This window comes from Kitasatospora sp. NPDC101176, from assembly GCF_044768035.1.
In the GTDB taxonomy this organism is placed as follows: Bacteria; Actinomycetota; Actinomycetes; order Streptomycetales; family Streptomycetaceae; genus Kitasatospora.
Window position 1 is genome coordinate 1 of record NZ_JBIWPA010000007.1, and the last position, 20112, is coordinate 20112.

16 protein-coding genes are annotated in these 20112 nt (G+C 74.5%); 6 read left to right on the forward strand and 10 right to left on the reverse strand.

Translation table 11 applies throughout. The features are described from left to right. Nucleotides 1-91: 91 nt before the first annotated feature. The 5 genes from ACIRS1_RS13120 to ACIRS1_RS13140 form a co-directional block, all read right to left on the reverse strand. On the reverse strand, nt 92-544 hold the full coding sequence (locus tag ACIRS1_RS13120; protein WP_402838965.1) for an RNHCP domain-containing protein: 453 nt from the start codon (nt 542-544) through the stop codon (nt 92-94). Nucleotides 545-576: 32 nt separating this feature from the next. Continuing rightward, nucleotides 577-945, reverse strand: coding sequence for an RNHCP domain-containing protein (locus ACIRS1_RS13125; protein ID WP_360220319.1), 369 nt, complete (start codon nt 943-945; stop codon nt 577-579). A 284-nt stretch (nt 946-1229) separates the two neighbouring features. Further along, a complete protein-coding gene (locus tag ACIRS1_RS13130) occupies nt 1230-2129 on the reverse strand; it encodes a Gfo/Idh/MocA family protein (RefSeq protein ID WP_402838967.1) in 900 nt (299 codons plus the stop codon). Nucleotides 2130-2275: 146 nt separating this feature from the next. After that, entirely contained in the window at nt 2276-2944 is a 669-nt protein-coding gene (locus tag ACIRS1_RS13135) for an O-methyltransferase (protein WP_402838969.1), read from the reverse strand. Between the two features lie 99 nt (nt 2945-3043). Further along, nucleotides 3044-3718, reverse strand: a complete 675-nt coding sequence (locus ACIRS1_RS13140; RefSeq protein ID WP_387905248.1) for a DedA family protein — start codon at nt 3716-3718, stop codon at nt 3044-3046. A gap of 418 nt (nt 3719-4136) precedes the next feature. On the opposite strand from ACIRS1_RS13140, the gene ACIRS1_RS13145 reads away from it, so the two are divergent. Then, nucleotides 4137-5120 carry an alpha/beta fold hydrolase gene (locus ACIRS1_RS13145; protein ID WP_402838972.1) on the forward strand — a complete coding sequence of 328 codons (984 nt, stop codon included), beginning with the start codon at nt 4137-4139 and terminating at the stop codon, nt 5118-5120. Between the two features lie 200 nt (nt 5121-5320). Here ACIRS1_RS13145 and ACIRS1_RS13150 read toward each other — a convergent pair whose 3' ends face one another. The 3 genes from ACIRS1_RS13150 to ACIRS1_RS13160 all read right to left on the reverse strand — a co-directional run bounded on the left by ACIRS1_RS13150 (nt 5321) and on the right by ACIRS1_RS13160 (nt 8459). After that, nucleotides 5321-6208 (reverse strand): class I SAM-dependent methyltransferase, encoded by an 888-nt coding sequence (locus ACIRS1_RS13150; protein ID WP_402838974.1) that lies wholly within the window; start codon nt 6206-6208, stop codon nt 5321-5323. Nucleotides 6209-6594: 386 nt separating this feature from the next. Next, nucleotides 6595-7389, reverse strand: a complete 795-nt coding sequence (locus ACIRS1_RS13155) for a spermidine synthase (protein ID WP_402839281.1) — start codon at nt 7387-7389, stop codon at nt 6595-6597. Between the two features lie 53 nt (nt 7390-7442). Next, nucleotides 7443-8459 carry an alpha/beta hydrolase gene (locus ACIRS1_RS13160; RefSeq protein WP_402838976.1) on the reverse strand — a complete coding sequence of 339 codons (1017 nt, stop codon included), beginning with the start codon at nt 8457-8459 and terminating at the stop codon, nt 7443-7445. A 304-nt stretch (nt 8460-8763) separates the two neighbouring features. Here ACIRS1_RS13160 and ACIRS1_RS13165 point away from each other — a divergent pair, with 304 nt between their 5' ends. From ACIRS1_RS13165 to ACIRS1_RS13185, 5 genes are all read left to right on the forward strand, one after another. Further along, entirely contained in the window at nt 8764-9738 is a 975-nt protein-coding gene (locus tag ACIRS1_RS13165) for a hypothetical protein (RefSeq protein WP_402838978.1), read from the forward strand. Then, nucleotides 9735-11918 (forward strand): hypothetical protein, encoded by a 2184-nt coding sequence (locus tag ACIRS1_RS13170; protein WP_402838980.1) that lies wholly within the window; start codon nt 9735-9737, stop codon nt 11916-11918. The genes ACIRS1_RS13165 and ACIRS1_RS13170 overlap by 4 nt, the downstream gene beginning before the upstream one ends. Beyond that, nucleotides 11918-12901, forward strand: coding sequence for an AAA family ATPase (locus ACIRS1_RS13175; RefSeq protein WP_402838982.1), 984 nt, complete (start codon nt 11918-11920; stop codon nt 12899-12901). Before ACIRS1_RS13170 ends, ACIRS1_RS13175 begins: the two co-directional genes overlap by 1 nt. Further along, nucleotides 12894-16154, forward strand: a complete 3261-nt coding sequence (locus ACIRS1_RS13180; protein WP_402838984.1) for an SAV_2336 N-terminal domain-related protein — start codon at nt 12894-12896, stop codon at nt 16152-16154. The genes ACIRS1_RS13175 and ACIRS1_RS13180 overlap by 8 nt, the downstream gene beginning before the upstream one ends. Before the next feature lie 124 nt (nt 16155-16278). Further along, the gene (locus ACIRS1_RS13185) at nt 16279-17700 is read left to right on the forward strand and encodes a selenium-binding protein SBP56-related protein (protein ID WP_402838986.1); all 1422 of its coding nucleotides are present in this window, start codon (nt 16279-16281) and stop codon (nt 17698-17700) included. 61 nt (nt 17701-17761) lie between these two features. Here the strand turns inward: ACIRS1_RS13185 and ACIRS1_RS13190 are convergent, their stop codons facing one another. Together ACIRS1_RS13190 and ACIRS1_RS13195 are read right to left on the reverse strand one after the other, a co-directional pair. Continuing rightward, on the reverse strand, nt 17762-19012 hold the full coding sequence (locus ACIRS1_RS13190) for a globin domain-containing protein (RefSeq protein WP_402838987.1): 1251 nt from the start codon (nt 19010-19012) through the stop codon (nt 17762-17764). Between the two features lie 193 nt (nt 19013-19205). Next, the gene (locus tag ACIRS1_RS13195) at nt 19206-20093 is read right to left on the reverse strand and encodes a helix-turn-helix transcriptional regulator (protein WP_402838988.1); all 888 of its coding nucleotides are present in this window, start codon (nt 20091-20093) and stop codon (nt 19206-19208) included. Nucleotides 20094-20112: the final 19 nt, after the last annotated feature.

A 20112-nucleotide genomic window follows, 5' to 3' on the forward strand; every position in this document is an offset into this window, starting at 1 on the left:
TCGCGAGGGAGTCCAGATCAGGCGTCACAACCGATCTTTGGACTCCCTCGCTTCATGTCATGCGCGCCAGCGAGCCCTTGGCATCAATCATCTAGAGGCGGAGCAGGGCCCGGCCGGCCATCCGGTTGTCCCGCAGCGGTCTGAGCACCAGCCGGACCAGGGCCAGCGGGTTGTCGTCGCCGGCGATCCGGTTGGCGCTCAACTCGCCGCAGGACAGGCACTGGTGGATGATCAGCCATTCGCCGTCCGGCCGGGCGGACATGCCCAGCGCCGCCATCCGGCCCCGGCAGTCGGCGGCCCGGTCACCCGGGACCCTCCGGTCGACGTGCAGGCTGACCAGGCAGTTCGGGCAGTGGTTGCGGTGCGCGGTGCCGGGGGCGTCCAGCGGGACGTCCAGTCGGCAGCCGACGCACCGGAAGTCGTTCGCCCGGTGCCCGCCCCTCGCGTGCAGCACGTCCCTGGCGTGCAGGACGTCCTTGTGCCGCTGCGGGCGGCGGCGTGAACGGCGCTGACCGCCGTCGTGCTCGTTCTTTCGTCGTGGCATGCTCGGCGCTTCCTCCCTCCTCGCGCGGCCGTTCAGAGGGTCCCGAACGCTTCGAGCGGGAAGGGCGGTTGGGCGAGCGGCCGGACGGCCATCCGCATCAGGACGAGCTGGTTGTCGTCGGGGCAGACCGGATTGGACGTCAGCTCGTCGCAGCGCACGCAGCGGTGCACGACCATCCAGTCGCCGGTGCGCAGCACCGCGATGGCGATCGGCGACATCCGGCCGTGGCACTCGCTCGGACCGCCCTCGACCTGGTCGAGGACGTGCCGGGAATGCAGGCAGGACGGGCAGTGGTTGCGCCGCGTGCCGTCGGCGGCGTGGGTGGAGACCGTCAGCCCGCACCAGGTGCAGGTGAACGTGTCGGTCTTGAAGGCCTTGAGGGCATTGGTGGTGCTGGACACCCGGGGTGCTCCTTGCTGGAGATGTGCGATGGCAGCAAGAGCAGGCCGAGCGGCCCCGACCGGTCCGTACGGACCGGCTACGCGGTGCGGCGAGGCGCGCTCGGCGCGATCCGGGACATCAAGACACCCTTTCCGGTGGGCTCACGGCCCTGACGAGGACGAACGGGACGACGGTGGAGCGGCCTCACGCTAACAACGGGCCGCGCGCCGCCGCCACCGGTTTTCGGCGCGCCCGTCCGTAGGCCGCGCCAGTCCGGGCCGCCCGCCCGGCCACCGGACAGAACCTAGACCTCGACCGGGGCGCCGGTCGCCAGGGACTGCTCGGCGGCGGCGAGGATCTCGACGACGCGCAGGCCGAAGCCGGCGTCGCAGGGGTGCGGCCGGTCGGTGGCAGCCGAGGTGTGCAGGGCGTCCAGGGCGCGGTGCAGCGCCGCGACCGGCCCCTCTCCGCGTTCGGGGAGCTGGGCGACACCGTGCTCGCCGCGTAGTTCCATGCCGGTGCCGCCGGCCGCGACCGGCGCGGTGAGGCTGAGCGCGAGGGTGCTGGACGCGCCGGCGGCGTGCCGGACGACCAGGTGGACGGTGTCCAGCGGCCCGGCGGCGGCCGTCACCCGCGTCGCGTCGCCGAGCACCGGGAGCAGCACGGACAGCGCGTGCGGGCCGACGTCCCACAGCGCGCCCTTCTCCCGGCGCCACGGCGAGGAGGCGTACGGGCTGGAGCTGCCGGGGGCGAACACCGAGCCGAGCCAGTCGGAGCGGCCGGTGAACCAGCCGCCGAGCTCCGCCTGCCGTTCGATCCAGGGCATCTGCTCGCCGCCGAAGCGGACGGTGAAGAAGACCACCGAGGCGACCCCGTGGGCCCGCACCGCCTCGGCGACGGCGCGGGCGTCCGGCACGGTCAGTGCGACGGGCTTGTCGAGCAGCAGGTGGCAGCCGGCTTCGGCGGCCCGCACGGCGAGGCCGGGCTGGACGGCCGGGGGCAGCGCGATGGAGACCGCGTCCACCTCGGCCAGCAGCTCGTCGAGGTCCGTGTACCCGCGGACGGCGTACGCCCCGCCGAGGGCCGTGGCCGCCTCGGGCCGGCGGGCCCAGACGCCGGTGAACTCGAAGCCGGGGTGTTCGGCGAGGACGGGTGCGTGGACCCGCTCCGCCCAGGGGCCTGCGCCCAGCAGTCCGATCCGCACGGTGTCTCCGTTCCTGCGTGGTGCGATGGTGCGAGGTGGTTCGGGGTGGTTCAGGGTGATGCGAGCTGATGCGGGGTGGTCCGGGGTGATACGAGGTGGCGCGAAGGGGTTGAGCGGGGCGCCCGGGCCCCGGGGCGCGCCGGGGCTCAGCCCTGTACGCGGGCCAGCGTGAAGCCGTCGTAGCCCTTGCTGCCGACGGTCTGCACGGACGTCGCCGTCACCCGCGGCTCGGCGGCGATCAGGTCGTGCAGCGCCCGCGTGCCGATCACGGCGGGGTCGGTGCTGTCGGCGTCGGCGATCGCCCCGCCGCGCACCACGTTGTCGACGATGATCAGCGAGCCGGGGCGGGTGAGCTCCAGGGCCCGGCGGAAGTACTCGGGGTTGCTGGGCTTGTCGGCATCGATGAACACCAGGTCGAAGGGCTCGGTGCCGTCCTGCACCAGCGCGGCGAGCGAGTCGGCGGCCCGGCCGAGCCGCACCTCGGCGACCTTGTCCAGCCCGGCGTGCGCGAGGTTGCCGCGGGCGACCTCGGCGTGCTTCGGGTCGATCTCCAGGGTGATCAGGGTGCCGTCGGCGGGCAGTGCCCGGGCCAGCCAGATCGCGCTGTAGCCGCCGAGGGTGCCGACCTCCAGGATCCGGCGCGCGCCCTGCGTCAGCGCCAGCAGGTGCAGCAGCTTGCCCTGGTTGGGGGCCACCGCGATGTGCGGCAGCCCGGCGGCGTCGGCGGCGGCCTCCGCGGCCTCGAGCGCCGGGTCGTGGCCGACCAGCTGCTCGGAGAAGTACGCGTCCACGGCGTCCCACGTCGGCTGGGTCATCGGGCCCTCCTGGGTGTGCATGATCGACAGGTACCCCGCCGATGCTACTCCGGGGGCCCGACACCCCTCCGTGGCCGCCGCGGACGGCCCGTCAGTGCGTCAGTCCGCGACCGGCGCCTTCGCGGCACCGGCTGCCGCGGCGGCCGCGGCGGCCTCCTCGGCCTCGATCTTCGCGTGGGTCTTCGCGGCCCGGCGCTTCATGATCCACGCCGAGAGCGCTCCGATCACCAGGGCCGCGGCCAGGCCCGCCCAGGAGAACCGGGCCAGCCACGGCTCGATGCTCTTGCCGACCTTGTAGACGAGCAGCGTCGTACCGCCGGCCCAGACCACGCCGCCCAGCACGTTGGCGATCAGGAACTTCCAGTACGGCATCTTCAGCGCGCCCGCGAGCGGCCCGGCGAAGATGCGCAGCAGGGCGATGAACCGGCCGAAGAAGACCGCCCACATGCCCCACTTCTGGAACGAGCGCTCGGCGGTGGCCAGGTGCGAGGGCCCGAAGTGCTTCGGGAACCTTCTCCCGAGCTTCTCGAACAGCGGCTTGCCGCCCTTGCGTCCGATCGAGTAGCCGATCGAGTCGCCGATGATCGCGCCCGCGATCGCGACGCCCGCGACGCCCCACGGGCTCACCACGCCCTTGACCGACATCAGGGCCGCCGTCACCAGCGCGATCTCGCCGGGCAGCGGGATGCCCAGCGACTCGAGCCCGATGATCAGGCCGACGAGGGCGTACACCGCGCCCGGTGGGACGCTCTCGATCCAGGCGTCGATGTGCAAGGCCAGTACCTCCGTGGCAGGCCGGGACGGGCGCGGCCCTCAGCGGCGCGCCCGTCCCGGTAGTCGTCCGTCGCGGCCCCAGGCCGCTCCCCCTCAGGGCAGGGTAACGCGCCGGAGGGGCCCGTTCCCCCCGCCGATCGCCTGGTCCGCACCTGGTCTTACGACGTACGGCGGGTGGCCGTGGTTCCGGTACGGTGCCGCGAATCCCAAGAATAGGCAAAGCCCGGTGCGACCACGGACGGCCGCCCCCGCACGGAGAGGGTGTGACCGTCTCCCGCTTTGCCGAAACGGCAACAACGCTGGCTGCAGTCGCGGCGGGCGGGACAGGATCGGAGCCCGCCGGAGCCGTCCAGTGACGGACCGGCTCCTGCTCCTGCTCCGACCCGGCGCGGGACGGTCGACACCCCTTGGAGGGCCCATGCCTCAGCACGTCACCGCAGGCCCCGTGCACCGATCGGTCCCCACCCCGGCGGGCCGGATCCACCTGGTGGAACAGGGCACGGGCCCGCTGGTGCTGCTCGTCCACGGCTTCCCCGAGTCCTGGTACTCCTGGCGGCACCAGCTTCCGGCGCTGGCCGGTGCCGGGTACCGGGCGGTGGCGATCGACGTGCGGGGGTACGGCCGCTCCTCCAGGCCCGAGGCCGTGGACGCGTACCGGATGCTGGACCTGGTGGAGGACAACGTCGCCGTGGTGCGGGCCCTGGGCGAGCGGTCGGCGGTGATCGTCGGACACGACTGGGGAGCCACGATCGCCGCCAACTCGGCGCTGAAACGACCGGACGTCTTCCGGGCGGTGGGGATGCTCAGCGTGCCGTACACCCCGCGCGGCGGGCCGCGGCCCAGCGAGGTGTTCGCCGGCATGGGCGGCGACCAGGAGCTCTACGTCTCCTACTTCCAGGAGCCCGGACGGGCCGAGGCCGAGATCGAGCCCGATGTGCGCGGCTGGCTCGCCGGCTTCTACGCGGCGCTGTCCGCCGACACCATGCCCGCATCCCACGAGGCGGACCCGCACTTCGTCTCCCGGGGCGGCACGCTGCGCGACCGGTTCCCGGCCGGCCGGCTGCCCTCCTGGCTCGGCGAGGACGATCTCGACGTCTACGCCGGGGAGTTCGAGCGTACCGGCCTCAGCGGCGCACTCAACCGCTACCGGAACATGGACCGCGACTGGGCGGATCTCGCCGACCTCGACGGCGCCCCGATCACCCAGCCCTCCCTCTTCGCCGGCGGCGGCCTGGACGCCTCCACCCGGTGGCTGGCGGACGCGATCGACGCGTTCCCCACCACTCTGCCCGGCCTGGTCTCCTCGCACCTACTCGACGGCTGCGGTCACTGGATCCAGCAGGAGCGGCCCGCCGAGGTCAACCGGCTCCTGACCGGCTGGCTCGCCGTACTGCCCGCCTGAATCCCGCCCCGCCGTCCGATCCGCTCGCCGTCCGATCCATCCGCCGTCCGATCCGCACGCCGCGGGACCTGGAAGGACGGGAAGGATCCGCGGGACCGGCACCGGCACCGTTCGGGGGCCGTCCGGGCCGGAGCGGCCGGCCCCCTCAGCGGTCACGCCCGGGGTCGCTCAGGGCGCACAGGGCCCACCGGGCACGCAGGTCACTCGGGCAGCTCAGGGCGCTCGGGCCGCTCGGGCCGCTCGGCGAAGTCCAGGACCGTGATCGAGGGACGACGGGCGGCCACCGGCGGAACGCTCAGCGCGACGGGCAGCAGGGCGCCGAGCAGCCCCCGGCCGCCGACCGGCCGCACCTCTCGCACCGAGGCCACCGCAGGACTCGCGGTGCCGAGCTTCACCTGCTCGCCCGCGTCCATCGCCCACGGCATCGGGGGCACCTGGTAGCCGCGCATGCGCATCCGGCCGCTGCGGGTGGCCCGGCCGAACCAGCGCGGCACCGCGTCCAGCACCAGCGAGCCGCCCGGGAACCGCTCGGCACAGCCCGCGATCAGGGTCCTCACCCGCTCGGGCGGGAGGTACATCAGCAGGCCCTGCGCGGTGATCAGGACCCCGTGCTCCCGGTCGACCTCGTCGGCCCACCCCAGGTCGGTGGCGTCAGCGGCCAGATAGCGCTGCCGCGGCCCGGGCGGCAGCAGCTCCTCCCGCAGCGCCACCGACTCGGGCAGGTCCACGGTGAGCCACCGGGCCCGCCCGTTGTCGACCCGCCAGTACTGCGTCTCCAGGCCCTCGCCCAGACAGACGACGGTGCCGCGCGGCTCCCGCGCCAGGAAGTCCGCCACCTCGCGGTCGAAGCAGGCCACCCGCAGCGCCTGGAGCTGCGCCTGGCTGCCGCTCGTGCCGAACCGCTCGGCGAAGGGGTAGTCGATCCGTCCGACCAGCTCGACGGCCTTGGGGTCGCGCAGCACCGCGTCCGGGCGGCGGGCCTCGACGGCACGCTGGTACAGCGTCCAGAGGGCGGTCTCGGGCACGGCGCCCAGGTCGACCGACAGCAGTCCGGTCGACGGCGGCGCGGGCGGTTCGTCAGTGGCCACGCGGGTCTCCTCTGGAGCGGCGGAATCAACGGCGGCAGGACCAGCGGGGCGCCGTAACCGGACCGGAACGGCGAGGGCGGCGAGGATCACGGGGGCCGGCCCTCGGTCGGGCACCGGTGTGCGGCGCGGTGGACTCGCCGGGGCGGCATCCCCGGCCGGAGCCGCTGGAACTGGATCACCCGCAGACTACCGAACGGCCGCACGCGGTACCGGAGGGCGCGGCAGAGTGTCCGGCTCCGCGGGCCCGGCGATCGCGCCGCCCGGCCCGCGCACCGCCGCCGGAGAACGCACCGCCGCCGGAGAACGCACCGCCGCCGGACGACGCGCCGCCCGGGTGCGGCCGCGGGTCGGCGGCGAAACCGGGCCCGGTGGCGGCGGGACCGGGCTCAGCCGACGCTGAAGGCCCCGTCCGGCGGGGGCGGGGAGTCGGTGGCCTCGGCGTCCGTCACCGGCGCCGTCCGGCCGACCAGGGCGGCCAGGTCGGCGCCCTCGGTGAGCCGGGCCGGGAAGACGTCGCCCGCCAGCAGCCGGCTCAGCTCCGCCACCGGCAGCGGCGCCGTCGAACCGGCCAGCAGGATGTTGCCGTAACGGCGGCCGCGCAGCACCGGCGCCTCCGCGACCAGGCAGGTGTACGGGAACACCGCCGCGACCGTCGCCGCCTTCGCCCGGGCGAAGGCCAGCGGCGGGCCGTCCGCGAGGTTCGCCGCGTAGCAGCCGCCGGGGCGCAGCGCGGTCGCCGCCAGCCGGACGAACTCCACCGAGGTCAGGTGCGCCGGGGTGCGCGAGCCGTGGAAGACGTCCGCGATCACCAGGTCCTGCGAGCCGGCCGGGGCCCCGGCGAGGGCGGCCCGGGCGTCGCCGACCGTCGCGGTGACGTCCGCGCCGGGCGCCTGCCAGGGCAGGTGCTCCTCGACCAGCGCGAGCAGCGGCCCGTCCACCTCCACCACCCGCTGCCGGGAGCCGGGTCGGGTGGCCGCCAGGTAGCGGGGCAGGGTGAGCGCGCCGCCGCCCAGGTGCAGCACGTCCAGCGGCCGGCCGGCCGGGGCCAGCGCGTCCGCGAGGTGGCCGAGCCGACGGGTGTACTCGAACTCCAGGTGGGTGGGGTCGGCCAGGTCCACGTAGGACTGCGGGGTGCCGTCCAGGGTGAGCAGCCAGGCGCCCGCCCGGTCGATGTCCGGCATCAGCTTGGCGAAGCCGAGGTCGGTCTGCCGGCCGACCGGGACGGGCTCGTCCGTCACGCCGACTCCCCCACCGGTGCCCCGGCCCGGGACGGCGCGGCCGCCGCGGCCCCGGCCGCCGGCACGACGTCCAGGTAGGCGGCGAGCCAGCGGTCCAGCTCGGCGAAGACCTGCGCGCGGGCGGCCTCGCCGGACAGCACCAGGTCGTGCATGCCGCCCTTGATCCGGACGACGGTGACGTGCCGGCCCAGCCGCGGGCCCTCGGCGGCGATGTCGTCCGCGCGCAGCACGCCGTCCGCGTGGTGCAGCGCGTTGTGCCACTTGGTGGTGGAGATCGAGGCGGTGGACGCCGCCAGCAGCACCGGCACGTCGATGCCCAGGCCGTGCCGCAGCCGGCGGTGGCCCTGGTGGATCGCCGCCAGCCAGCCCGCGTACAGCGGGAAGCCCTCGGGGGACTTCAGGGTGAGGTCGAAGTCCCACTCGCCCCGGTGGTCCTTGTGCAGGCTGTGGGTGTAGTGCGGGTTCAGGGCGGAGGGCAGCACCCGGGTGGGCGCCAGCCGTCCGAGCGCCGTGACGGCCGGGCCGCCGACGGTGCGCACCGCGGGCGCGGTCGGCATCGACAGGAACGGGCTGTTCAGGAAGAGCCCGTCCACCAGCCCGCGCCCGGCGCGCCGGGACGCCCACAGCGCGCCGACCAGCCCGCCGGTGGAGTGCCCGTTCAGCAGCAGCTGCCGGTGCCCGTCCACCTCCCGGATGATCCGCACCGCCTCGTCGATCTCCTCGTCGTACTCGGCGAGGTCGCGCACGAAGTTCGGCGACTGGTGGGGGCGCAGCGAGCGGCCGTACTTGCGCAGGTCCAGGGCGTAGAACGAGAACCCGAGCTCGGCGAAGTGGTCGGCCAGGTTGGTCTGGAAGAAGTAGTCGTTGTAGCCGTGGATGTACAGCACGGCCCGCTCCGAGCCGGGCACCCGACGCCGCACCAGGGTGGCGCAGACCGGCCCCTCGTCGTCGGGCCGCAGGGTCAGCTCGGCCGCCTCGTAGGGGGCACCCAGGACGTCTTCCCGAAACTCCATCTGCCGCCGCACCCGTCCTCCGCTCGGCCCGCCGCTCCGGCGGGTCTCCACCGTTCCGCGCCCGACGATACCGGCCGGTAGCCCGGCCCGCCGCACTGCTCCCCCGCCCCGCGGGGCGCCGTCGGCGGCGGAGCGGAACGTTCGCGCGCGGGCACCCCGCCCTCCTGGCCGGCGGGCGCTCTCCGGCTCCGGCGGAGTTGGTACGGTTGAGCCCCGTTCCGCCGGCGGGCCGAGGGCGGGCCACCGCCGGCCGGGCGTGCCGGTACGGGCACGGGGAACGGACGGCACGGGGGGACGGACGACGGTGAACGCGGACCAGGGGAAGCCCCGGCTGGTGTTCGTGCACGGCATCGGAGGCCCCCGCGACCCTCAGCAGGAACTCGCCGAGTGGAAGCGCGCGTTGGCCGACGGCGCGCGGCAGGCCGGATTCGCCCCGGAGATCTCGGCACTCACCATGGACTGGTCCGCAGACAGCGCCTTCGCCTCCTACGGAGACCTCTTCGACACCGGCGAGGCGCAGGGCGCCGGCGCCCCGGACACCTTCGACGAGGAGCAGGCGGAGCTGCTCCTGGACCTGCTCGGCGACTTCCTGGACGAGCTGGCCGAACGGCCCGAACACCGGGGAGACCCGCGCCTCGCCCGGGTGCGCGCACAGGTCCGCCCGGACGGCCAGGGCCAGGGCGTCGGTGCCGCCGGCCGCCACCTCGGCAGCGTTCTCGCCAACGTCGCCGCCGTCCCCGGTCTCCGCTGGGGCACCCAGCGGCTCAGCGCCGCGCGGCTGCTGCGGGTGCTGTCCCAGCCCGGCCGCTACCTGCGACGGGCGGAGCCGGACGCCACCGGACGGACGCTGGACCAGCGGATCCGCGACCGCGTGCACCGGCAGCTCGACCCCACCCGGCCCGCGATCGTCGTCGCGCACTCCCTCGGCACCGTGGTCGCGCTGGAGGCACTCGCCGAGTACAACGGACCGGTCCGGCTCTTCGTCACCATCGGCTCGCCCATCGGCACGCGCGGGCTCGTCTGGCCGCGGCTAGTCCCGCAGCCGCCGGCGACCCCGGAGTCGGTGGGTGCCTGGGCCGACTTCTGGGACGGCGACGACGTCGTCGTCCCGCGCCGCACGCTGGCGAAGCTGGTCAAGCCGAACACGGCCGGGGTGCTCCCCGTCCCGCACCTCCTCGACTCCGCCACGCTCTGGTCGCACGGCGCCACCACGTACCTCCGGCGCCCGGAGGTCGCGCGGCCGGTGATGGAGGCGCTCGCGGCCCCGGGCCGGCCGTGAGCCCGCCGCCGGCCCCGGACCGTCACCTCCTGCTGATAGCGACCCAGTCGGACGCGGCGGAACAGAAGCTGACGCGCCTGGAGACGGCCGCCGAGGACCTGTTCCGGGTGCTCACCGACCCCGCGATCGGAGCCTGCACGCCCAGCCCCGCCGCCGACCACGCCCACCTGCGGTCGGGGTCGGTGCGCTCGGACGAGATCGAGGACGCCGTGAAGGCCGCCGTCCGCGCGGCGGGGGACGCCCGGGCCACGCTCATCATCGCCATGCTCGGGCACGGCCAGTCGCCGCAGTCCGGCGGCAGGCTCCTGTACATGGCCTCCGACAGCGAGGACGGCCGCGCCGACCGGTCGGTGGACGTGGCGGCCCTCCTCTCCCTGGCCTCCGACCACGACGGGGTCGCGGGGGTCATCGCCCTCCTCGACACCTGCCACGCGGGAGCCGCCCTGCCCGACTCCGCGGCCCTGGCTGGGGGATTCGGCGCGGGGAGGAAGCGCCTCGCCGTCCTGATGGCCTGCGGCGCGCAGCAGAGGGCCTACGACCTCGACTTCAGCCGATCGCTGGGCTCGACCCTGGCCCAGGGACTGTCCGGCAGCGGCGCGTTCCTCCGGCCCGCGGACGTCAAACTCGCGATCGCCCCGGAGCTCAGAAAGCAGGACGTCAGGTCGTTCGAGTACGACGGCGAGTCCGACGCCGCCGGTCCGCTGTGGCTCGCGCTCAACACCGGGCGCGGGGCGTCGGCCCCCGCGCCCGCCGCCGCCTCGGCGTCCTCCGCCGGCGGCGTCGGACCGACCGGTGTCACCGACCTCGCCCGGGCGCTGGCCACGTGGCCCGGCGCCCCCGCGACGCCGTCCGTCTGGACCCGCCCGGCCCTCCTCGACCTCGTCCGCCGCGCCGCGGAGACCGACGACCCGGCCGGCCGCTGGGCCACCGAGGTGGCCGAGGGCGTGCTGGCGGCGATGGACACCGGCAGTCTCGTCGTCGACCTGGCCGGCTCCGCCCTCACCACCCCGCTGCTGCGCGGCCTGGCCACCGCGTTCAACCGCCAGTGGGGCGACCGGCTCGCCGAGCCCGTCCGGCCGCCCGCCTCGCTCACCGGCCGGCCGCTGCTCCAGTACCTCCTCGAACACGCCGCCCTGCGGACACCGACCACCGACGCCGACACCGCCCACCGGGCACTGGCCTGGTACGTCGTCGCCGCGGCCGAGGGGTGCGGCTTCGACACCGGGGACGACCGGGTGGCGCGCTGGTCCCGCCGGCTGGGCGCCGAGATCGCCCTGAACGACGCCCGCACGGCGCACGCCGAACGCGGCACGGACGAACGGGCGCGGCGCCTGGTCATCAGCCTGCACGCGGCCCGGGTCGACTGGCCGGACTCGCTGTCCGTCTGCCTCCGGAGCGGCCCGGACTGCACGCACCACGAGACCTTCCCGTGCGAGCCCGACCGCGCGGGCGTGGAGCGGGCCCTGCCCGCCGTCATCTCCTGGGCCGAACGGCTGCTGCCGCCCGGCGAGCGCGTCCGGGACATCGACCTGGTCGCGCCCGCCCCGGTCCTGCTGGACTGGCGCCCTGAGCAGGCCGCGGTCGGACTCCGCCTCCTCGGGGTCACCCGCACCGTGACGCTCCGCTGGGCGGGGCGGCTCGTCGTCCCGCACCACCTGTACGGGATCAACGAGTTCGCCCGTGAGCAGCTGGAGAAGCTCGGCCGGGAGGCACTCGACCAGGACGCTCCGGTCGACTGGGTGGACCCTGCCGACGTCACCCCCGACCGGCTGGGGAGACACCTGGCGGCCGGCCGGTACCAGCGGGCCGTCGGGATCGCCGGACGCCCGGCCGCACCCCGGCTCCGGGAGCTGCTCGCCCTGTTCCTCCCCTACACCCCGATCCTGATCTGGCCCGACACGGACGGCAAGCACGCCGACCCCGGGCGGGCCTGCCTCCACCGCCTCTGGGAGACCCTGCCCGACGGCTTCGGCGAGGCCTACCGGCGCCGCTGGCTGGACGACGGCGACACGGACGAGGAGACCGACCCGCATCTCGACCGCCTGGCCGACCTCCGCACCGCCTGGCACGACACCGACTGGCTCGACTTCTGCGGTCGCTACCCGCAACACACCGTCACGGCCGCCCCACCCCGCCCGCTCGCCCCGCCCGCCCCGCCCACCGCCCCGAGGAGCACCTGATGTCCTGGAACACCTACTACCGCGGCGACGGCGAGCCACGGGACGTCACGCTCGCGCCCCCACCGCCCTGGCGCAGCTTCACTCCCGACGACCGGCCCCGGGCCTTCCTGCCGCCCGAGGGCCTCACGGACGCCGTCAACGCCGCCCTGTACCTGCACCGGCCGCTGCTCGTTACCGGGAACACCGGCACCGGCAAGTCGACCGTCATCGAACAGGTCGCGGCCGAGCTGCGGCTGGGCCCGGTCCTCCGGTGGCACATCACCTCCCGCAGCACCCTGCCCGACGCCCTCTGCCGCTACGACGCGCTCGGCCACATCCACGCCCTCCGGCTGCAGCAGGCCCACTCCGGCGGCAACGGCGGACGGCGCAGCCGGGTCGCCCGCCTCACCCGACAGTCCGGACAGGCCGACATCGCCCCGTTCCTCCAGCTCGGCCCGCTCGGCACCGCGCTCCTCCCCGGTGACCGGCCCCGGGCCCTGCTGATCGACGAGATCGACAAGAGCGACCTCGACCTGCCGGCCGACCTGCTCGACGTCCTGGAGAGCGGGCGGTTCGAGATCCCCGAGCTCGTCCGGCACCCGCAGCGCGAGGTGCGGGTACGGGAGTGGGACGGACCGACCACGCACCTGATCGAACGGGGAAAGGTGCAGTGCACCGCCTTCCCGTTCATCGTCCTGACCAGCAACGGGGAGCGCGACCTCCCCGCGCCCTTCCTGCGCCGCTGCATCCGCTACGACATGCCGACCCCGACCGCCGACACGCTGCGCCGGGCCGTCGAGTCCCACCTCGGGCTCGCCGTGTCGGCCCCCGGCCCCGCGGCCGACCTCATCGCCGAGTTCGCCGAGCGCCTCGCCCGCGGGGACAGCCTCGCGGTGGACCAGCTGCTCAACGCCGTCCGCCTCGTCACCGACCGGCAGGCACCGTCCGGAGAGCAGCTGCGGCACCTCCTGGACCTGATGCTGAGGGACCTCTCCAGTGCGTGAGGACGTCGCCCGGCTCGTCGCGGCCCTCAGCCGGGTGCTGCCCCCGGACACGGACGCGACGACGGTGGCCGACCTGCTCTGGCTCGCCGCCGCCGAGGGGCGCGGGGCGGACGACCGGGGCGGGGAGCCCACGGCCGGGCCGTCACCGCGCGACGCAGCCCCGGTGTCACCCGGCCAGGACCCGGGCACGGGTCCTGGCCTCCCGGCACCGCAGGGCCGGCCCGACGACGTCGCGGACGACACCGGTGTCCCGCTGTACGAGGACCTGCCCGCCGGACCGGCACCCGGTCGGAGCATCCAGGTGGCACCCGGGCGGGCGCTGCCCCGCTCCCTCGAACTCGCCCGCGCCCTGAGGCCGTTCAAGCGCCGCTACCCACGGGGCGCCCGCCGCGCCCTGGACATCGACGCGACGCTGCGCGAGTACACCAGGGGCGGCGAACTCGCACCCGTCTTCGGGCCCGTCCCGGAGGCGTGGTTCGACGTCGTCATCCTGGTCGACACCCACCCGACGATGGACGTCTGGCGCGACACCGTCGACGAGCTGGACACCCTGCTCGCCGGAATCGGCGCGTTCCGGGGCGTCCGCCGCCTGCGGCTCTCCATCGACGGCGAGCCGACGATCACGGACGGCCGGGGCCGCGCCGTCGGCCGCGGACGCGTCACCGCGCCGGGCGGCCGACGGCTGCTCGTCGTCCTCTCCGACTGCACCGCGCCGGGCTGGCGCGAACCCGCCGTGTGGCAGCTGCTGCGCGCCTGGGGCTCCACCACCCCGGTCGTCCTGCTCAACCCGCTGCCCAGCCGTCTCTGGAGCCGCACGGCCCTCGACCTGCCGGCGGTCCGCGTGCGGCAGGACGGACCCGCCGCCCGCAACACCGACCTGCGCTACGAACTGCCCCTGATGACCAGCGCCCTCTTCGGCCCGGGCCCCCTCGGCGCAGCTCCCTCCGGCGCAGCTCCCTCCGGCACGGACCCCGGCTGGACCCCGCTGCCGACCCTCGCGCTCACCCCCCACTCGCTGCGCCGCTGGGCCGACGCCGTCATGCGCGGCGCACCCGCAGGCCACGACGCCGTCCTCGTCCCCGCCTCCGGGGTCCTCCGCTCCCCGTTCGCCGCGCACGCCCCACGACGCCCCGACGACGCCCCGAACGTGGCCGCCTTCCTGCACACGGCCTCGCCGGCCGCCAAACGGCTCGCCTGCCTCAGCAGCCCGTTCAGCAGCCTCAGCCTCCCGCTGCTCCAGCTCATCCGCCAGGAGGCCGTACCCGACGCCACCGTCGGCGACCTCGCCGAACTCCTGACCAGCGGACTCGTCGACACCCGGACCGTCGCGGACGGACCGACCGTGCTCACCTTCCGTGCAGCCGCCCGCGCCGCCCTGGCCCCGCTCCTCACCCGCCACGACGCCTGGACCGTCCACGCCGCCCTCACCCGGCACGTCGCCGCCCGCCGGCCCCGGGCGGGGAACGGGCTGGCCGCCGTCGCCGTGGCCGACACGGCGTCGCTGCCCCCGGAGCTCCGGCCCTTCGCGACCGCCTCGGCGGAACTGCTGGCGCTGCTGGACGGGAGCAGGCCGCGGCGCGCGCCGGAGGCGGACGTGCTGCCGATGGACCCCACCGACTCGGACCCGATGGACGAGAGGGAGGATCCGGAGTTCCCGGATCCGCGCCGGAGCGCCGCGCTCCTCATCGGTGTGTCGCGCTACCCCTCGATGCCCGAACTTCCACACGTCCCGCGCACGGTGACCGACCTGGCGGCTCTGCTGTCCTCGCCGAACAGCTGGGGCCTCAGCCCGGATCGGTGCCATGTCCTCCTCGACCCGGGCTCACGGACCGAGGCGCTCGAGGCGATCCGGGAGGCCACCCGTCAGGCGACCGACGCACTGCTGGTGTACTTCGCCGGGCACAGCTCGCTGATCGGCGCCGAGTCGCATCTGATTCTTGGTGATGGCTCGGGCCTGCCGTTCTTCCACTTCGCGAACAATCTCGTACATCCGGGGAGCGAGCGGGTGGTTCTGCTCGTGGATCTACTGGACGGCGGCCAGACCGACCCCTGGACCTTTGACCCGGACTGGATGATGAACAACCTGAGAGCAGAAGTACTGATCACTCAGGCCCTCCCTGCGAAGGCATCGAGCGTGATCGCATCAGGACTCCTGGCGGTCGAGGCGACCGGGCTACCTGATACCGCTGAGGCGCTCGGACTGACGCACATCCGACGTGAAATCCTTCCCTCCAGGGCCGAATGGTCGCTCTCTCGAGGCTCCCGTGAAACACCGCCGCTCGCCATCCTGCACAACCGGCAGGCGCCCGACTACCTCGAGCCGCACGTCCGTACGGTCTTCGACCAGGTCTGCTCCACTCTGCAGACCTTCCTGGAAACCGAATACCCGGCACACTCCCACGACGACGTCCGCCGGATCCTCCGGGCCCTGATCGGCTTCGCCCACGACTACGTCGCGCAAGGGCCGGACGGGCATGCCCCTGCTTTGCAGGAGACGCTGGAATCCGACCTCCGCGACGTGCTGGCCCAGAACGTCGCGCTGATCCGGAACGGCGACGACGAATCGGACCTCGCGTGCTCGGAGGTCGGCGGGGCCTTCCACATCCCGATCGACGTGAGGACCGTGCGCCGTCGTCGCGGGCTCTCCCCCGTGGACATCATCATGACCAGGAGGTTCTCCTCCCCCTTGACCGTCATGATCGTTCTCGACCAGTCCGGAGGCGCGAGGGACCGGTCGCTCTTCAACATCTCTCCCCGCGTCGGCCTGGCCGGTGGGGGCTCCCAGCCCCATATCGATCTGGTCCTTCGGGTACCGGTCGAGGAATCGGATCCGGCCTCTCTGGAGGAGGCGCTGCGACGAGCCGTGACGCGGGCCTGCGAGGACCTCGCGGGCGGATCGATCGAGTTCAACGACGAGGGCGGTCCGTCCGTCCCGGAACTTCCGGGCGCCACCGAGGCCACGATCTCCTTCCTGGAACCCAAGGATTCGACGATCGACTGGTATCCCGTGGAGACCTACGACGGTGGCACCGTCGTGGGCGAGGTCAAGGTGACCGCCGAGCTCACCCTGGAAGCGTTCCTCCACAAGGCGGACGTGTTCCTCGAGGACGGCCTCACGATCCTGGACGAGGTGAACGAGCACATGGTGGAGGTCTCCGTCACCCTCCTCGGCGAACTCTCCTTCCACGCCCAGGTCGACGGGCCCGAGTTCGACGTCCAACTGGAGCTCGCGGACATCAAGATGCTCCGCTGATCCGCCGAGGTCCGCACCTCCCGCCCGCTCCCCGTGCGCCTGCTGTGCGCCGGTGGACCTGTGGAACGCTTCCCGGACGCAGGACACAGTCCGTGTACCAGCAGGGCGAGTTGAGGAGTCCGGGATGCCGCACGGTCAGGGCCCGCAGGGCGAGCACACCGATCCGTCGCTGTACCGTTCCCCGGCGGAGGCGATCGCCGCGCCGCCGGAGACGCTGGCGTACGTCGCCGGGTTCGACCGGTCGGGGCGGCGGCCGGACGCGCTGCTCACCGTCGACACCGACCCGGCCTCGGCGGGCTACGGGACGGTTCTGAACTTCGCCGAACTGCCGACGCTGGGCGACGAGTTGCACCACTTCGGCTGGAACGCCTGCTCGAGTGCGCTGGCGCACGCCTGCCACCGGAACCCGGAGCGGCGCTACCTGCTGCTGCCGGGCCTGCGCTCCTCGCGGCTGCACGTGATGGACACCCGGCCCGACCCGGTGCGGCCGCGCCTGGTGAAGACCGTCGAGGCGGCGGAGCTGGCGTCCAGAGCCGGGTACTCGCGACCGCACACGCTGCACTGCGGGCCCGACGGCGTGTTCCTGTCCTGCCTGGGCGGGGCGGAGGGCACCGACGGGCCCGGCGGGGTGGCGCTGCTCGACCACACCACCTTCGACGTGCTGCGGGCGTGGGAGACGGAGCGCGGGCCGCAGCACCTCGCCTACGACGTCTGGTGGCACCTGGGGACGAACGTGGGCGTGACCAGCGAGTGGGGCACGCCCTGGATGGTCGAGGACGGCGTGGTGCCGGAGCTGCTGCTGGGCCGCAAGTACGGGCACGCGCTGCACTTCTGGGAGCTGGACTCCGGCCGCCACCTGCAGCGGGTCGACCTCGGCGACCAGTACCAGATGGTGCTGGAGCTGCGCCCGGCACACGATCCGCAGGCCGAGTGGGGCTTCGCCGGGGTGGTGACCAACGTCGAGGACCTCTCCGCCTCGGTGTGGCTCTGGTACCGCCAGGGCCCGGCGTTCACCGCCCGCAAGGTGATCGAGATCCCGGCCGAGCCGGCCAAGGCCGAGGACCTGCCGCCCGCGTTGCAGCCGTTCGGCGCGGTGCCGCCGCTGGTCACCGACATCAACCTGTCGGTGGACGACCGCTGGCTGTACGTCTCCGCCTGGGGCACCGGCGAGTTGTTCCAGTACGACGTCTCGGACCCGTTCCACCCCCGGCTCGCCGCCTCGGTGCGCCTCGGCGGCATCACCGCGCGCACCCCGCACCCGGCCGAGCCGGGCCGCCCGCTGAGCGGCGCCCCGCAGATGGTCGAGATCAGCCGCGACGGCCGGCGCCTCTACCTGACCAACTCCCTGTACGGCGCCTGGGACGACCAGTTCTACCCGGACGGCATCGAGCCGTGGATGGTCAAGCTGGACGCCGACCCCGAGGCCGGCGGGCTCTCCGTCGACGAGCGGTTCTTCCCGCACGGCGCCGACTTCCGCGGCCTGCGCGTCCACCAGACCCACCTCGCGGGCGGCGACGCCTCCTCGGACTCCTACTGCCACCGGTAGACCACGGCGGCCGGCCGCGACCCCGTGCCGCCCCGGCGGCGGGGCCGCCTTCGGCTGAACCTCACCAGCCGGCCGGGCGGGACCCCACCAACACCTGGTCGTGGCGCACCCGGGCCGGGGGCAGGCCGGCGGCGAGCAGTTCGGAGCGGACGGAGCCGACCATGCCGGTCGGGCCGCTGAGGCAGGCGAGGTGGTCGCGCCAGTCACCGGCCGTGGTGACGGCCTCGGCGAGGCGGCCGGCGGTGATCGGCGTGAGGGCCAACCAGGTCTTGTGCAGGCCGAGTTCGGCCAGTGCCGACCAGTCGTAGAGGTCGCCGCGGTCGCGGGCGCCGACGAAGAGGTGGACACGGCGGCCGGGCGGGCGGTGGACGGCCTGCTGCTCGATGATGGCCTTCATCGGCGCGAGTCCGCTGCCGCCCGCGACGAGCAGGAGGTCCCGGGTGTCGTCCTCGGGGAGCAGGGTGCCGCGCGGCGGGCCGAGCCGCAGCCGGTCGCCGACGGCGGTGCGCTCGACCAGGGCGGCGCTGACCCCGTCGGGGCCGGTGCGGCGGACGTGGAACTCCAGCTCGTTGTCGGCCCGGGGCGCGCAGCCCATCGAGTACTGACGCCAGGTGTGCGGGAGCAGCGGGTGCTCGACGGTGCCGTACTGCCCGGCCCGGTACGGGTAGGGCTCGCCGGTGCGCACCCGCAGCACGGCGAGGTCGGGCCGGCGGCGCTCGTGGCCCGTCACCACGGCTTGCCAGTACGGGGGTTCGGTGAGCGCGGACTGGGCGCCGGCGGTCATCGCGCCGACGGCGAAGCGCAGCATCCTGGTCCACGCCGCCTCGAGCTCCTCCGTCCGGTCCGCGCCGGCCCGGTGCCGGATCGCTGCGCACAGGGCCTCCTCGAAGGCCTCGTAGTGGACCGGCCGGACACCCAGTTTCCGGTGTTCACGGCCGAGTTGACGGAGCATCCGGTCGAGTTCGGCGGGCCGGTCGAGGTGGTCGATCAGGTGGCGGAAGATCCGCTCCAGGTGGGCCTGCTGGAACTCCATCGAGGCGGGGAAGAGCGACCGCAGGAAGGGCCGGCGGCGGAACATGACGCCGTAAAGGTGTTCGATCAGGTCGGCGAGCGGGCCGACCAGGCCGAGGTCCCGCCGGATCAGCAGCTGGTCGGCCGCGCCGTCGTACCCTCCGCCCCCGGTGTCGGGCCCCGACGGAGCGGCCGGGGCGAGGAGTTGGCGTCGCAGCCGCATGGCGTGGTGGCGGGCGATCAGCCGGTCGTACTCGGCGGTGGCGGTGGTGGTGGCGGCGGTGCTGTTGGTGATGTCCATGACCCGCCCAGTCAACTGCGGGGCGGCCGGGCGGCAGAAGGGCCGATGGCCCCGGGCAACCCCGGGACCATCGGCCCGTTCCGCCCCTTCCGGCCGTTCCGGTCGTTCCGGTCGTTCGGCTCAGGGGGCCGGGGACAGGGCCGGGGCCCGGGATGGCGCCACCGACGCGGGGCCGAGGCGGGCCGGGGAGCCGCTACCTGGTCGGCTCGGCGCGGGAGGTCTCGCCCGGCTCGGGGAGGAACTCGGTGGCGGCCCAACTGGCCAGCAGCCGAAGGGATTCGGCCGAGGTGCTGCCGGGTTCGGCGTGGTAGGTGATCAGCACCTGGTCGGCGTCGCCGGCCGGGCGCAGCGCCTCGTACTGGAGGCTGAGCCCGCCGACCACCGGGTGGTGCAGCTGCTTGGTGCCGTGCCCCTTGTCCTGGATGCCGTGGGCGGCCCACAGGCGGCGGAAGTCGGCGCTCTTGACGGAGAGTTCGCCGATCAGTGCGGCGAGCTGGGGATCGTCCGGGTCGCGTCCGGCGTCGAGGCGCAGCATGCCGACCACGTCGCTCGCCTTGCCCTCCCAGTCCTGGTACAGCTCGGCGGCCGCCGGGTCGAGGAAGACGTGCCAGGCCATGTTGCGCTGCTCGGGCGGCATGGCGGCGAAGTCGCCGAGCAGGGCGGTGCCGAGCCGGTTCCAGCCGATGATGTCGAGCCGCCGTCCGAGGACGTACGCGGGCACGCCGTCCATCGCGTCCATCAGCTGCTGGAGGGCGGGGCGGACCCGCTGCCGACGGGCGGCGGCCCGGCCGGCGCGGCGACGGGCGGGCTTGGTGAGCCGGCCGAGGTGCTCGCGCTCGGCGGGTCCGAGCCGCAGGACGCGGGCGATGGCGTCGAGGACGGCGGCGGAGACGTTCTCGCCGTGGCCCTGTTCGAGCCGGGTGTAGTAGGCGGTGCTGACTCCGGCCAGCTGGGCCAGCTCCTCGCGGCGCAGTCCGGGCACCCGGCGCCGGGTGGTGGTGTCCGGCAGGCCCACGTCCTCGGGCCGCAGCCGGGCGCGGCGGGATCGGAGGAACTCGCTGAGTTCGGTGCGCTGGTCCATGTGTGCAGTATGCGGGCCG